This window comes from Pseudomonas sp. E1BtOHC1 (genome assembly GCF_058744285.1).
The window spans coordinates 5,984,354-5,998,753 of the sequence record NZ_CP196023.1; the positions used below are offsets into that span (position 1 = coordinate 5,984,354).

At 61.1% G+C, this 14,400-nt stretch carries 15 protein-coding genes; 13 read left to right on the forward strand and 2 right to left on the reverse strand.

The features are described 5' to 3' along the window. Positions 1-114 precede the first annotated feature (114 nt). The 7 genes from minC (at position 115) to ACSSVC_RS26915 (ending at position 6,787) form a co-directional block, all read left to right on the forward strand. Entirely contained in the window at positions 115-852 is a 738-nt protein-coding gene (gene minC / locus ACSSVC_RS26885; RefSeq protein ID WP_102860793.1) for a septum site-determining protein MinC, read from the forward strand. A 200-nt stretch (positions 853-1,052) separates the two neighbouring features. Next, entirely contained in the window at positions 1,053-1,865 is an 813-nt protein-coding gene (minD, locus tag ACSSVC_RS26890) for a septum site-determining protein MinD (RefSeq protein WP_011062650.1), read from the forward strand. Continuing rightward, positions 1,865-2,119: a cell division topological specificity factor MinE gene (minE, locus tag ACSSVC_RS26895; RefSeq protein WP_007898843.1), complete on the forward strand. Its 255-nt coding sequence runs from the start codon at positions 1,865-1,867 to the stop codon at positions 2,117-2,119. The genes minD and minE overlap by 1 nt, the downstream gene beginning before the upstream one ends. A gap of 92 nt (positions 2,120-2,211) precedes the next feature. Next, entirely contained in the window at positions 2,212-2,847 is a 636-nt protein-coding gene (locus tag ACSSVC_RS26900; RefSeq protein WP_015636609.1) for an RluA family pseudouridine synthase, read from the forward strand. Between the two features lie 125 nt (positions 2,848-2,972). Continuing rightward, on the forward strand, positions 2,973-4,262 hold the full coding sequence (locus ACSSVC_RS26905; RefSeq protein ID WP_077934615.1) for a M18 family aminopeptidase: 1,290 nt from the start codon (positions 2,973-2,975) through the stop codon (positions 4,260-4,262). An 82-nt stretch (positions 4,263-4,344) separates the two neighbouring features. Beyond that, entirely contained in the window at positions 4,345-4,551 is a 207-nt protein-coding gene (locus ACSSVC_RS26910) for a hypothetical protein (RefSeq protein ID WP_346632574.1), read from the forward strand. A gap of 79 nt (positions 4,552-4,630) precedes the next feature. Then, on the forward strand, positions 4,631-6,787 hold the full coding sequence (locus ACSSVC_RS26915; RefSeq protein ID WP_346632249.1) for a mechanosensitive ion channel family protein: 2,157 nt from the start codon (positions 4,631-4,633) through the stop codon (positions 6,785-6,787). Between the two features lie 40 nt (positions 6,788-6,827). Here ACSSVC_RS26915 and ACSSVC_RS26920 read toward each other — a convergent pair whose 3' ends face one another. Next, positions 6,828-7,541 (reverse strand): UTRA domain-containing protein, encoded by a 714-nt coding sequence (locus ACSSVC_RS26920; RefSeq protein ID WP_346632250.1) that lies wholly within the window; start codon positions 7,539-7,541, stop codon positions 6,828-6,830. 363 nt (positions 7,542-7,904) lie between these two features. Here ACSSVC_RS26920 and ACSSVC_RS26925 point away from each other — a divergent pair, with 363 nt between their 5' ends. The 6 genes from ACSSVC_RS26925 to ACSSVC_RS26950 all read left to right on the forward strand — a co-directional run bounded on the left by ACSSVC_RS26925 (position 7,905) and on the right by ACSSVC_RS26950 (position 13,224). Then, positions 7,905-8,972: an ABC transporter substrate-binding protein gene (locus ACSSVC_RS26925; protein ID WP_446439250.1), complete on the forward strand. Its 1,068-nt coding sequence runs from the start codon at positions 7,905-7,907 to the stop codon at positions 8,970-8,972. Between the two features lie 136 nt (positions 8,973-9,108). After that, complete coding sequence (locus ACSSVC_RS26930) at positions 9,109-9,915, forward strand: alkaline phosphatase family protein (protein ID WP_346632252.1); 807 nt, start codon at positions 9,109-9,111, stop codon at positions 9,913-9,915. After that, entirely contained in the window at positions 9,912-10,757 is an 846-nt protein-coding gene (locus ACSSVC_RS26935; protein WP_346632253.1) for an ABC transporter permease, read from the forward strand. The genes ACSSVC_RS26930 and ACSSVC_RS26935 overlap by 4 nt, the downstream gene beginning before the upstream one ends. Further along, positions 10,744-11,544, forward strand: a complete 801-nt coding sequence (locus ACSSVC_RS26940) for an ABC transporter permease (RefSeq protein WP_123726966.1) — start codon at positions 10,744-10,746, stop codon at positions 11,542-11,544. Before ACSSVC_RS26935 ends, ACSSVC_RS26940 begins: the two co-directional genes overlap by 14 nt. After that, on the forward strand, positions 11,541-12,530 hold the full coding sequence (locus tag ACSSVC_RS26945) for an ABC transporter ATP-binding protein (protein ID WP_346632254.1): 990 nt from the start codon (positions 11,541-11,543) through the stop codon (positions 12,528-12,530). The genes ACSSVC_RS26940 and ACSSVC_RS26945 overlap by 4 nt, the downstream gene beginning before the upstream one ends. Positions 12,531-12,570: 40 nt before the next feature. Beyond that, complete coding sequence (locus ACSSVC_RS26950) at positions 12,571-13,224, forward strand: HAD family hydrolase (RefSeq protein ID WP_123726964.1); 654 nt, start codon at positions 12,571-12,573, stop codon at positions 13,222-13,224. 112 nt (positions 13,225-13,336) lie between these two features. On the opposite strand, the gene ACSSVC_RS26955 is transcribed toward ACSSVC_RS26950, so the two are convergent. After that, entirely contained in the window at positions 13,337-14,299 is a 963-nt protein-coding gene (locus ACSSVC_RS26955) for an NAD(P)H-quinone oxidoreductase (RefSeq protein WP_346632255.1), read from the reverse strand. Positions 14,300-14,400 lie beyond the last annotated feature (101 nt).

Sequence of the window (14,400 nt, forward strand, 5' to 3'; positions counted from 1 at the left end):
CCGGGACAGACAACAAGGTCGCGCATTCTACATCGGTTCGACCTGGCTTGCGGGGCGCGGGCGATCTCGTTATAAGTCTCGGCACTTTTAGTGACAAGCCGCCTTCTGCAGACCATGAGCCAAACCGAATCGCTAGACCAAGATCCTGTGTTCCAGTTAAAGGGCAGCATGCTCGCCATCACGGTGCTGGAACTGGCCCGCAACGACCTTGAAGGCCTCGATCGCCAACTGGCCGCGAAGGTCGCCCAGGCGCCGAACTTCTTCAGCAACGCTCCACTGGTACTGGCGCTGGACAAGCTGCCTGCTGCCGAGGGTTCGGTGGATCTGCCAGGGCTGATGCGTGTCTGCCGCCAGCACGGTCTGCGCACCCTGGCGATTCGCGCCAGTCGGATTGAAGACATTGCAGCGGCCATTGCCGTCGATCTGCCAGTGCTGCCACCTTCCGGTGCCCGGGAGCGCCCTCTCGACCCACCGGAAAGCGAGGTCAAGAAAGTGCCGGAAAAGCCGCCTGAACCGACCGTCAAGCCGACCCGCATCATCACTTCGCCAGTACGCGGCGGACAGCAGATTTATGCCCAGGGTGGCGATCTGGTAGTGGTGTCCTCGGTCAGCCCCGGCGCGGAACTTCTCGCCGATGGCAATATCCATGTATACGGCCCAATGCGTGGTCGGGCCCTGGCTGGCGTCAAAGGTGACACCAAGGCTCGGATTTTCTGTCAGCAATTGAGCGCTGAACTGATCTCCATCGCTGGTCAGTACAAGGTTTCCGAAGACCTGCGGCGCGACCCCTTGTGGGGCTCTGGAGTCCAGGTCAGCCTGTCGGGTGACGTGTTGAACATCACACGTCTTTAACGGATACTGCCGCATTTTCCAAACATCTCTAAAACGTAGCGATTACGGCTCAAACGAAGTAGGAAATTGGCAATCAGCAGTGTTTATCGACGATAAATGCTGCCGCTGACCGAGCTCCAGCCAAGGCTGTCCGACTGCAGTAGTTTTCAAGAGATGTTTTTCAGGGGCTAAAAGTCCTTTTTCCTTAGGGGTGAAACACCTTGGCCAAGATTCTCGTGGTTACATCCGGCAAGGGTGGTGTGGGTAAAACCACCACCAGCGCCGCTATCGGTACCGGCCTCGCTCTGCGCGGTCACAAAACAGTCATCGTCGACTTCGACGTCGGCCTGCGTAACCTCGACCTGATCATGGGTTGCGAGCGTCGCGTGGTGTATGACTTCGTCAACGTGGTGAATGGCGAAGCCAACCTGCAGCAAGCCCTGATCAAAGACAAGCGCCTGGAAAACCTCTACGTGCTGGCCGCCAGCCAGACCCGCGACAAAGACGCACTGACCCTGGAAGGCGTAGAAAAAGTCCTGATGGAACTCAAGGAAACCTTCGAGTTCGTGGTCTGCGACTCCCCTGCCGGTATCGAGAAAGGCGCGCACCTGGCGATGTACTTCGCTGATGAAGCGATTGTCGTGACCAACCCTGAAGTGTCTTCGGTCCGTGACTCCGACCGTATGCTCGGCCTGCTGGCCAGCAAGTCCCGTCGCGCCGAAAAGGGCGAAGACGCGATCAAGGAACACCTGCTGCTGACCCGTTACAACCCGGAGCGCGTCAGCAACGGCGAAATGCTCGGTGTTGAAGACGTCAAAGAAATTCTCGCAGTGACCCTGCTGGGCGTGATTCCGGAATCCCAGGCCGTGCTCAAGGCTTCCAACCAGGGCGTGCCGGTGATTCTCGACGACCAGAGCGATGCGGGCCAGGCCTACAGCGACGCAGTCGACCGTTTGCTGGGCAAAACCGTGGAACACCGGTTCCTTGATGTCGAGAAGAAGGGATTCTTCGAGCGCCTGTTTGGAGGTAGATAATGAATCTTTTTGACTTCTTTCGTGCCAGCAAAAAGGTCAGCACCGCGTCGGTAGCGAAAGAGCGTCTACAGATCATCGTGGCGCATGAACGCGGCCAGCGCAGCACCCCTGATTACTTGCCCGCCTTGCAGAAGGAACTGGTGGAAGTGATCCGCAAGTACGTCAATATCGGGTCCGACGACGTGCACGTCGCTCTGGAAAACCAGGGCAGTTGCTCGATCCTGGAACTCAATATCACCCTGCCTGATCGCTGATTGATCCGACGGGAGCCACGGCGGCTCGCTGGCCTCATGCATTGCATGGAGGTTGGCGAGCCGCCGTTGGCGTTTGTTACGAGGCTGTTTTAATGCCGTTGTCGAATATCCACATCCTGCATCAGGACCCCGCGGTTCTGGTGGTGAACAAACCCACCCTGCTGCTTTCAGTCCCCGGTCGCGCCGACGACAACAAGGACTGCCTGATCACTCGCCTGCAGGAAAACGGCTACCCCGAAGCCCGTATCGTCCACCGGCTGGATTGGGAAACCTCGGGCATCATTCTCCTGGCCCGGGACGCTGATACCCATCGCGAACTGTCGCGACAGTTTCATGACCGCGAAACCGAAAAAGCCTACACCGCCCTGTGCTGGGGCCAGCCGGAACTGGACAGCGGCAGCATCGATCTGCCCTTGCGTTATGACCCGCCAACCAAACCCCGGCATGTGGTGGACCACGAATTCGGCAAGCACGCCCTGACCTTCTGGCGAGTGCTGGAGCGCTGCGGCGACTGGTGCCGGGTCGAGTTGACCCCCATCACCGGCCGCTCTCATCAGTTGCGGGTACACATGCTGTCCATCGGCCATCCGCTGCTGGGTGACGGCCTTTATGCCCACCCACAGGCACTGGCGGCCTGGCCCCGCCTATGTCTGCACGCCAGCATGCTCAGCTTCACTCACCCGCAGACTGGCGAGCGCCTGCGCTTCGAGTGCCCCGCGCCGTTCTGACTCTCCCCACTGTAGGAGCCGGCTTGCCGGTGATGTCGCCCCGGCGCCTGTTCTTCGCCGGCAAGCCGGCTCCTACAAGGCCCGCCTATACGTTAAACTCGCGCCACTGCTGTCTGGAGCTACTTATGCGCGAAGAGTTGAACCAAGGCCTGATCGACTTCCTCAAGGCCTCCCCTACCCCTTTCCATGCCACTGCCAGCCTTGTTCAACGCCTGGAAGCGGCGGGTTACCAGCGCCTAGACGAGCGCGAGCCGTGGACCACCGAAGCCAACGGCCGCTATTACGTCACCCGCAATGACTCCTCCATCGTCGCCTTCAAGCTGGGCCGGCATTCGCCACTGCAAGGTGGCATCCGCCTGGTGGGCGCTCACACCGACAGTCCCTGCCTGAGGGTCAAGCCCCAGCCTGAACTGCAGCGCCAGGGTTTCTGGCAGCTGGGTGTGGAAGTCTATGGCGGCGCACTGCTGGCCCCCTGGTTCGACCGTGATCTGTCACTGGCCGGCCGCGTGACCTTCCGCCGCGATGGCAAAGTGGAAAGCCAACTGATCGACTTCAAGGCGCCGATCGCGATCATTCCCAACCTGGCCATCCACCTCAACCGTGAAGCCAATCAGGGCTGGGCGATCAACGCGCAGAACGAACTGCCGCCGATCCTGGCCCAGTTCGCCGGCGATGAGCGGGTGGATTTCCGCGCGGTCCTGACCGACCAACTGGCCCGCGAACACGGCCTGAACGCCGATGTGGTGCTGGACTACGAGCTGAGTTTCTACGACACCCAGAGCGCCGCGGTGATCGGCCTGCACGGTGACTTCATTGCCGGTGCTCGCCTGGACAACCTGCTGTCCTGCTACGCCGGGCTGCAGGCCCTGTTGACGGCCGACAGCGAAGAAACCTGCGTACTGGTGTGCAACGACCATGAAGAAGTCGGCTCCTGCTCGGCTTGCGGCGCTGATGGTCCGATGCTCGAACAGACCCTGCGCCGCCTGCTGCCCGAAGGCGACGAGTTCGTCCGCACCATCCAGAAGTCGCTGCTGATTTCCGCAGACAATGCCCACGGCGTACACCCCAACTACGCCGACAAGCACGACGCCAATCACGGCCCGAAACTCAATGCCGGCCCGGTGATCAAGGTCAACAGCAACCAACGCTACGCCACCAACAGCGAAACTGCCGGTTTCTTCCGCCATCTGTGCATGGCCGAGGAAGTCCCGGTGCAGAGTTTCGTGGTGCGCAGCGACATGGGTTGCGGCTCGACCATCGGCCCGATCACCGCCAGCCACCTGGGAGTGCGCACCGTGGACATCGGCCTGCCTACCTTCGCCATGCACTCGATCCGTGAACTCTGTGGCAGCCACGATCTGGCCCACCTGGTAAAGGTCCTGAGCGCCTTCTACGCCAGCCACGAACTGCCCTGAGTTGTAACCGCGGGGCCCCTCAGGGGGCCCCGCCGGTTTCTGATACACATCAACCCGGGTCGCGACAAAGCGACCTAGACTTATGAGTACTCTTCCTGACAAGGCCGTCGCCATGATCTCGATGTCTTCGTTCCACTCCATGCTCATCCCGATTCTCACGGGCATGATTCTCCTGGCCATCGGCTTCAACTTCCGGGACAAGAACCTCGGCGTGTTCAGCATGTGGATCGGCATGCTGCTGATTCTCGGCACCGTGGTTTACAAAATCCTCGCCAAACTGGCGGAATAAATGCAGCGCTCGCCCTCGCATTGAATTTGGCGGCCTCGTACACTCGGTCGATCCGACTTTCTCCGAGGTTGACCGCCCAGTGTTCGCTCGTCTTTTCGCCCTGCCCTGCTATGTGCTTGTCTGCCTGCTGACCTTCCTGCCCCTGAGCAGTGCGCAGGCGGTTGGCCTGCCGGGCCTGCTGGGCAACCAGAGCAAACCGCAACCACAAGCAGAAGAGCCGCTGGGGCAGTCTTTGGACGAGGTGATCAAGTCCCTGGAGAACGACCAGCAACGAGCCAAGCTGCTGGCTGATCTGAAAAAGCTCCGGGATGCCACGAAAAAAGCCCAGCCCGCCACTGAAGAAGGCGTGCTCGGCCTGATTGGCGGCACCCTGTCGAGCCTGGAGAAACAGTTCTCCGGCGCTGATAGCCCCTTGACCCGCTGGACCGACGAGTTCGATCAAGCCCAGGAAGAACTGTCGGCACTGATGCTGCCAGCCAGCCAATGGTTGCCGATCATCTTTGCCTTTGCCCTGATCCTCATGGTCTGGAGCCTGCTGGCCGCCGCGCTGATCTGGCTCAGCCATCGGGTACGCCTGCGTTTCGGTCTCACCGATGAACTGCCCCAGCACCCCAAGACCTGGGACTTGCTGCGTTTCGCCCTGCGCAAGCTCGGCCCCTGGCTGATCGCTCTGCTGATCACCGTCTACATGACCTACTCCCTGCCCTCGTCATTGGGCAAGGACCTGGCCATGGTTCTCGCCTACGCCCTGGTGGTGGGCACCTGTTTTTCGGCGATCTGCGTGGTGGCGTTTTCCGTGCTCGATGGTCCGCACCGTCATCGTGCCCTGTATATCCTGCGCCGCCAGGCGTTCCGGCCGCTGTGGTGGATCGGCAGCTTCGCCGCGTTCGGCGAGGCCCTGAGCGACCCACGGATGGTGGCCAGCCTTGGCCAGCACCTGGCCCACACAGCAGCGACTTTCGCCAATGTCATGGCGGCGCTGTCCACCGGGGTGTTCATCCTGCGCTTCCGCCGGCCGATCGCGCACCTGATCCGCAATCAGCCGCTGTCCCGACGCCTGACCCGCCGCGCCTTGAGCGACACCATCGAAATCATCGGCACTTTCTGGTATCTCCCCGCGCTGGTGCTGGTGGGCATTTCGCTGTTCGCCACCTTCGTTTCCGCCGGCGACACCAGCACGGCCCTTCGCCAGTCACTGTTGTGCACGGTGCTGCTGGTGCTGTGCATGGTGATCAACGGCCTGGTTCGGCGCCACGCCCTCAAGCCCCAGCGTGGGCACAAACGCCATGCGCTGTATTCCGAACGGCTGAAAAGCTTCTTCTATACCCTGGCCCACCTGGCGGTTTGGCTGGCATTCATCGAGCTGGGCCTGCGGGTCTGGGGCATGTCGCTGATCCGCTTCACCGAAGGCGACGGCCATGAAGTCAGCGTCAAGCTGTTCAGCCTCGGCGGCACCCTGATCTTTGCCTGGCTGATCTGGATTCTCAGCGACACCGCGGTGCATCACGCACTGACCCGCTCGCGCAAGGGCCTGGCCAACGCCCGCGCACAGACCATGATGCCGCTGATCCGCAACGTGCTGTTCGTGACGATTTTCATCATCGCCACCATCGTCGCCCTGGCCAACATGGGCATGAACGTCACGCCGCTGCTGGCCGGTGCCGGTGTCATCGGTCTGGCCATCGGCTTTGGCGCCCAGTCCCTGGTGGCAGACTTGATTACCGGTCTGTTCATCATCATCGAGGACTCCCTGGCCATCGATGACTACGTGGATGTCGGCGGTCATCTGGGCACCGTCGAGGGCCTGACCATACGCACCGTGCGCCTGCGGGACATCGACGGCATCGTGCACACCATCCCGTTCAGCGAAATCAAGAGCATCAAGAACTACTCCCGAGAGTTCGGCTACGCGATCTTTCGCGTGGCGATTCCCTACAACATGGAGATCGACGACGCGATCAAGCTGATGCGCGATGTTGGCCAGAAGATGCGTACCGATCCCTTGCAACGACGCAACATCTGGTCGCCGCTGGAGATCCAGGGAGTAGAGAGTTTCGAGTCCGGCAGCGCCATTCTCCGAGCCCGCTTCAAGACGGCTCCGATCAAGCAATGGGAAGTGTCACGGGCGTTCAACCTGTCCCTCAAGCGTCACCTGGACGAAGCCGGACTGGACCTGGCCACCCCGCGCATGAGCATCCAGGTGATTACCCCCGGAGGCACGCCGGAAACACAATGATTAGTGTAGGAGCCGGCTTGCCGGCGAACGGCACTGGCGTCTAAAGAACGTCAACGCCAACATGAATCGCGTCATGCCGCCAGAACTCCAGATCGCAATCGATCAGCCGCTCATGCTGGTCATAGTTGACCCGGGCGATGCGCAGCCCGGGGCTGCCCACCGAGACCTTCAAGGCCGCCGCCGCTTCCGGCTGCAATGACGTGGGCACGATCTCGAAGCGCACCCGTCCATAATGCAGGTCGTAATGCCGGGCATAGAGCTCGGTGATCGACTGGTTCAGGTCCAGCTCAAGAATCTTCGGAAAGTACTTGGGGTTCAGGTAGTGCTCGACATACAGCACCAGGCGCTCATCGATGCGCCGCGCCCGGCAGATCTGGATCACGCTGGACAGCGCCGGTAATTGCAGCCAGGCGCAGACTGCCGCCGAAGCCGGTTGCAGGCGCGCCGAGATCACCTCAGTGGAAGGCACTCGTCCCTGGGCACTGACCATGGCGTGGAAATGACTACGCTGCATCAGGTTGTAGGCCAGGCGCGGCGGCGAAACAAACCAGCCACGGCGCTCCTCACGGTAGATCTGCCCCTGGGCCTCCAGTTGCAGCAAGGCCTCGCGCACAGTGATGCGGGTAGTGGCGAACAACTCGCTGAGCTTGCGCTCGGCCGGCAGCTTGCTCCCGGGTGCCAACAGACCATGGGCGATCTGCTCCTGCAGGACCTGGCCGATGGCTGTCACCGCTTTGGTTGCATCAATACGCATCAACGTTACCTATCTGGACTAGACCAGCACTGTTTCAGGGCAGCGCAGGGGCCGGGGCAGTGCTCTGCATCCGTGTCGAAAGCCTAGGCAATGCATATGACTGATAGATGACAAAGCCACTGAGCAGGTCTCTGACAAACTTGCAAATTACCCGCCAGAACCTTGCAGAACGGGTGTTTTGGCATGGTCTACGCTTATTTCGCAGCCCCGGACCTGCACACGAATCCAGGTGCCGACCGCAGGCACCGACATCAAAGTGTCATCCAACACGCCTAAATTGGCTCAGGTATTGCTGACCTAGACCAACCCATCGCAAGACTGTCGATAACAACGCAGCGTTGAACACACCCAAAGGAGCTTCGGATGAAACAGCTTTTCCTGGCATCACTGTTAGGCTCGACCATTGCCCTGTGCACCGCCGCCATGGCCGCTGATAACGACCTGAAAACCCTTGAAGCCGCTGCCAAAGCGGAAGGCGCCGTGAACAGCGTCGGCATGCCCGACGACTGGGCCAACTGGAAAGGCACCTGGGAGGACCTGGCGAAAACCTACGGCCTCAAGCACATCGACACCGACATGAGTTCGGCCCAGGAAATCGCCAAGTTCGCCGCGGAGAAAGACAACGCCAGCGCCGACATCGGCGACGTTGGCGCCGCCTTCGGCCCGATCGCAGTCAAACAGGGCGTAGCCCAACCTTACAAGCCGAGCACCTGGGCTCAGGTCCCGGATTGGGCCAAGGACAAGGACGGCAACTGGGCGCTGGCCTACACCGGCACCATCGCCTTCATCGTCAATAAAAAGCTGCTGCACGGCTCTGATGCACCGAAGAGCTGGGCCGACCTGGAAAAAGGCAAGTACAAGGTTTCCATCGGTGACGTGAGCACCGCCGCACAAGCCGCCAACGGCGTGCTGGCTGCCGCCATTGCCAAGGGCGGTGACGAGAAGAACATCCAGCCAGCGCTGCTGATGTTCGCCGAAATTGCCAAGCAAGGCCGCCTGTCCCTGGCCAACCCGACCATCGCCACCATGGAGAAAGGTGAGGTGGAAGTGGGCGTGGTCTGGGACTTCAACGGCCTCAGCTACCGCAACAAGATGGTCAACAAGGATGACTACGAAGTGCTGATCCCATCCGATGGCTCGGTCATCTCCGGCTACACCACCATCATCAACAAATACGCCAAGCATCCCAATGCCGCCAAACTGGCTCGCGAGTACATCTTCAGCGATGCCGGTCAGACCAACCTGGCACGCGGCAATGCGCGCCCGATCCGTGCCGAGCACCTGACCCTGCCGGCGGACGTCCAGGCCAACCTGCTGCCCAACGAACAGTACAAGCACGTGACCCCGATCAAGGACGCCGACGCCTGGGAGAAAACCTCCAAGTCCCTGCCGCAGAAGTGGCAGGAAGAAGTGATCATCAACATGCCGTAATGCTGCATTAGTCGTAGGAGCCGGCTTGCCGGCGAAGGCCTGTACGAGCGTGCAGATACCTTCGCCGGCAAGCGCAACGCCGCCCGGCCACTCCTACAGGTTCCATGCGTTGCCTGATCCCGGAGTTCTCCCGCTCATGAAGCACAACGTCATCCTTGTGGTGCTCGACGGCCTCAACCACGAAGTTGCCCGACACGCCATGGGCCACCTGCAAGCCTACGTCGGCGCAGGCCGCGCCGCCCTGTACAAGCTGCAATGCGAATTACCGGCCCTGTCCCGCCCCCTGTACGAATGTATCCTCACCGGTGTCACGCCGATCGACAGCGGTATCGTCCACAACCAGGTCTCGCGCCTGTCCAACCAGCGCAGCATTTTCCACTATGCTCGCGATGCCGGCCGCTCCACTGCCGCCGCGGCCTATCACTGGGTCAGCGAGCTGTACAACCGCAGCCCGTTCAATGCACCACAGGACCGGCACACCGCCAACCCCGATCTGCCGATCCAGTACGGCCACTTCTACTGGAGCGATCACTACCCCGACGCCCACCTGTTCGCCGATGCGGAGAGCCTGCGCCTGCGGTACCAACCGGACTTTCTCCTGGTACACCCGATGAACATCGACGACGCCGGGCACAAGCACGGCCTCGACAGCACCCAGTACCGCAACAGCGCGCGTTCGGCTGACATCATTCTCGCCGACTACCTGCAAGGCTGGCTCGATGCCGGCTACCAGGTTTTGGTGACTGCCGACCATGGCATGAACAACGACCGCTCCCACAACGGCCTGCTGGCCGAGGAGCGGGAAGTCCCGCTGTTCGTTCTCGGCAATGCCTTCAGTCTCGATGCCAACGCCACGCCGAAACAGACCGAACTGTGCGGCACGATCTGCCAGTTGCTCGGCGTGCCCCATGACAAACCCTTCTGCCGGGAGCTGTTGCAGTGAATTCAGTCACCCGTGGCAAATGGCTGGCGGCCCTCTGTCTAGTGCCCTTTGCCCTGTTTTTCATCGTGTTCCAGATCGCCCCGCTGGTGTGGGTACTGATCAACAGCCTGCAGTCGGAAGAGTTCGGCTGGGGCCTGGCCAACTTCAGCAAGATCTTCAGCTCGAAGTTCTACCTGCAGGCGATCCAGTACAGCCTGGAGATCAGTTTCTGGTCCAGCGTGTTCGGCATCATCATCGCGGTACTGGGCAGCTACTCGCTGCGCCGGGTCGACTCCAGACTGCGCAACTTCGTCAACGCCTTCGCCAACATGACCAGCAACTTCGCCGGTGTGCCCCTGGCCTTCGCCTTCATCATCCTCCTGGGGTTCAACGGCACCATCACCATCATGCTCAAGCAGTCGGGGATCATTCAGGACTTCAACCTGTACTCCAAGACCGGGCTGATCATTCTCTACACCTACTTTCAGATTCCCCTGGGTGTGCTGCTGCTGTACCCGGCCTTCGACGCCCTGCGCGAAGACTGGCGTGAATCCGCCGCGCTGCTGGGGGCCAACGGCTGGCAGTTCTGGCGCCACATCGGTCTGCCCGTGCTGACCCCGGCATTGCTGGGCACCTTCGTGATCCTGCTGGCCAACGCCCTGGGCGCCTATGCCACGGTCTACGCCCTGACCACCGGCAACTTCAACGTGCTGCCGATCCGCATTGCCGCCATGGTTTCCGGGGATATCTCCCTGGACCCGAACATGGCCAGCGCCCTGGCGGTGGTGCTGGTGGCCCTGATGACCCTGGTAACCATCGTCCATCAGTTGCTGTTGAAGAGGAGCTACCATGTCTCGCGCTGAACCCGGCTCCGCCGCTCTGTACCACCGGGTGGTGGTCTACCTGCTGTTCGCCATCCTGTTGCTGCCACTGCTGGGGACCTTTGTCTACTCCATCGCCAGCAGTTGGTCAGCCACCATCCTGCCCAGCGGCTTGACCTTCAAGTGGTACCTGCAACTGTGGAGCGACCCGCGCTTCCTCAATGCCTTCGGCCAGTCGCTGCTGGTTTGCGTTGGGGCGCTGGTGCTTTCAGTGGTGCTGATCCTGCCGCTGCTGTTTGTGGTGCACTACCACTTTCCCAAGCTCGACGCGCTGATGAACATCCTGATCCTGCTGCCCTTCGCGGTGCCGCCCGTGGTGTCTTCAGTGGGCCTGCTGCAACTCTATGGCTCAGGCCCCTTCGCCATGGTTGGCACGCCTTGGATTCTCATCGGCTGTTATTTCACTGTCGCCCTGCCATTCATGTACCGGGCCATCACCAACAACCTGCAGGCGATCAACCTGCGGGACCTGATGGACGCCGCCCAACTGCTGGGCGCCAGTACCTGGCAGGCGGCCTTTCTGGTGGTGCTGCCAAACCTGCGCAAAGGTCTGATGGTGGCGCTGCTGCTGTCCTTCTCCTTCCTGTTCGGCGAATTCGTGTTTGCCAACATCCTGGTGGGCACCCGCTATGAAACCCTGCAGGTCTACCTGAACAACATGCGCAACAGCAGCGGCCACTTCACCAGCGCCCTGGTGATCTCCTACTTCTTCTTTGTGCTGGTTCTAACCTGGGCCGCCAACATCTTGAACAAGGACAAAAGCCAATGAGCTTCGTCAGCGTCCAACACCTGCAAAAGAACTACGCAGGCACCACGGTGTTCAGCGATATCAATTGCGAGATCCAGAAAGGTGAGTTCGTCACCCTGCTGGGCCCGTCCGGCTGCGGCAAGTCCACCCTGCTGCGCTGCATCGCCGGACTGACCCCGGTGGACGGCGGCAAAATCTTTCTCGATGGCCAGGACATAGTGCCCTTGAGCCCGCAGAAACGCGGGATCGGCATGGTGTTTCAGAGCTACGCGCTGTTCCCCAACATGACCGTGGAACAGAACGTCGCCTTCGGCCTGCGCATGCAGAAGGTCAACGCCGATGACAGTCGCAAGCGGGTCCTTGAAGCCTTGCAACTGGTGGAGCTCAACGACTTCGCCAATCGTTATCCACATCAACTGTCCGGTGGCCAGTGCCAGCGGGTGGCCCTGGCCCGCTCACTGGTGACCCGGCCGCGCTTGCTGTTGCTGGACGAACCGCTGTCAGCCCTGGATGCGCGTATTCGCAAGCACCTGCGTGAACAGATCCGCAACATCCAGCGGGAACTGGGGCTGACCACGATTTTTGTCACCCATGATCAAGAGGAGGCCCTGACCATGTCCGATCGGATCTTCCTGATGAACCAGGGCAGGATTGTCCAGAGCGGCGATGCCGAGACGCTCTACACAGCGCCCGTGGATGTATTCGCAGCAGGTTTTATTGGCAACTACAACCTGCTGGACGCCGAAAGTGCCAGCAAGCTGCTGCAGCGCCCGGTCAGCGGGCGTATCGCCATTCGCCCGGAAGCCATCGAACTTGGCAGGGAGGGCCAGCTCGATGCACTGGTTCGCAGCCACAGCCTGCTGGGCAATGTGATTCGCTACCGGGTCGAGGCTCGCGGCGTGGAGCTGGTGGTGGATGTTCTCAACCGTTCGGCCGATGACCTGCACGCTGACGGCCAACGTCTGGCACTGACCATCGATCCTGCCGCCCTGTGTGAGGTAGCCTGACGGCTTTCACGCAATTGATCCTGAAGAGAGAGCTGCACTGATGGCCTTGGCAATTTTTGATCTGGACGAAACCCTGATTCACGGCGACTGCGCCACCCTCTGGAGCGCACAGATGGGCCGCCTTGGCTGGGTCGACAGCGAGTCGTTCATGCGTCGCAACAACGAACTGATGGACGCCTACAGTCATGGCAAGTTGGCCATGGAGGAGTTCATGAGCTTCAGCCTGGAACCCATGGCGGGACGCACCCCGGAAGAGGTAGCGCACCTGGTGGAGCCTTGGGTGGAAGAGGTGATCGAGCCGATCATTTTCAGTGAGGCGTGCACCACCATTGCGGCCCACCGCAAGGCCGGCGACCGGATTCTGGTGATTTCCGCCTCGGGCACCCATCTGGTGAAGCCGATTGCCGCTCGCCTGGGCATCGACGAAGTGCTGGGGATTGAGCTGGAAGTGCTGCACGGCGTGTACAGCGGTCACACCCTTGGCACCCTGACCTACCGCGAAGGCAAGATCACCCGCTTGCTGGAATGGCTGGACGCCGAAGAAGAAAACCTGGAAGGCGCAACGTTCTACTCCGATTCGCGCAATGACCTGCCGCTGCTGCTGCGGGTCGACCATCCCCAGGTAGTGAACCCCGACCCGGTACTACGCGAGCACGCACAAAAGGCCGGCTGGCCGATCCATCACTGGAAATAATCCCCCTCCCGAAATTCGTTGGCTGCCAGCTTGTGTAGGAGCTGGCTTGCCAGCGAACAGCCCCAAAAGCCTGGAGCAAGGTTCGCCAGCAAGCCGGCCCCTACCACAGCAATCACCTCAGGCTGGAGTCGATCACCAGCACCAGCTTGCCCGAGACCTGATTGGTCGCCAGCTCGGCAAAAGCCGCTTCCGCATCCTGAATCGGGAAGGTCTTGGCCAATTGCGGGCTCAGACGCCCTTCGCTGAACAGCGGCCAGACATTCTGCCCAAGGTCGCTCAACAGGTCGGCCTTGAACTGTTCATTGCGGCTGCGCAGGGTCGAACCCAGTAACTGGATACGCTTGGCCAGCACTTGAGCCAGGTCCAGTTGCGCTTCACGCCCCCCCATCAGGCCGATCAATACCCAGCGTCCATCCAGGGCCAGCAGTTTGAGATTGTTGGCTGCATAATTGGCACCCACCGGGTCGAGAATCACATCGAAAGGCGCAAAATCCCGCAGCGCCTCAAGGCCATCGGTACGCACCACACCGCCTTGGGCGCCCAAGCTCTCGCAGTAGGCCAGGCGATCCGCGGAACCAACGCTGACCCAGCACGGATTGCCGAATGCCTTGCACAGCTGGATGGCGGCCGAACCGACGCCGCTGGCCCCCGCGTGCAACAGCACCTTCTCGCCAGGCTTGAGCGCCGCCAGTTGGAACAGATTGAGCCAGGCCGTGCTGTAGACCTCGGGCAACGCCGCGGCCTCGGCCAGGGACAGCCCCTCGGGCACCGGCAGTACATGGCGTGCATCAACCACCACTTCCTCGGCCATGCCGCCACCGGCCAGCAGCGCACACACCCGATCACCGATCTGCCAGGAAGAACCCGGCCCCACTTCGCTGATAATCCCGGAGCACTCCAGGCCCAGGATCGGGCTGGCTCCCGGAGGGGGCGGATAGAGACCTGCACGCTGCAACAGGTCGGCCCGATTGAGCCCCGCAGCCGCCACCCGAATGCGAACTTGCCCTACATCACAGGCAGGACTTGGCTCTTCAACCCACTCCACATGACCTTCAACGCCTTGCAATGCTTTCACAGTGCCTCCATAGTGAGTCTGGACTGAGCCCGGAGCGGTAGCACCGGGCTTTTTGCATTATGCGACCGGTCCTTATGGAACCGGCGACTTCAAAGACGGCC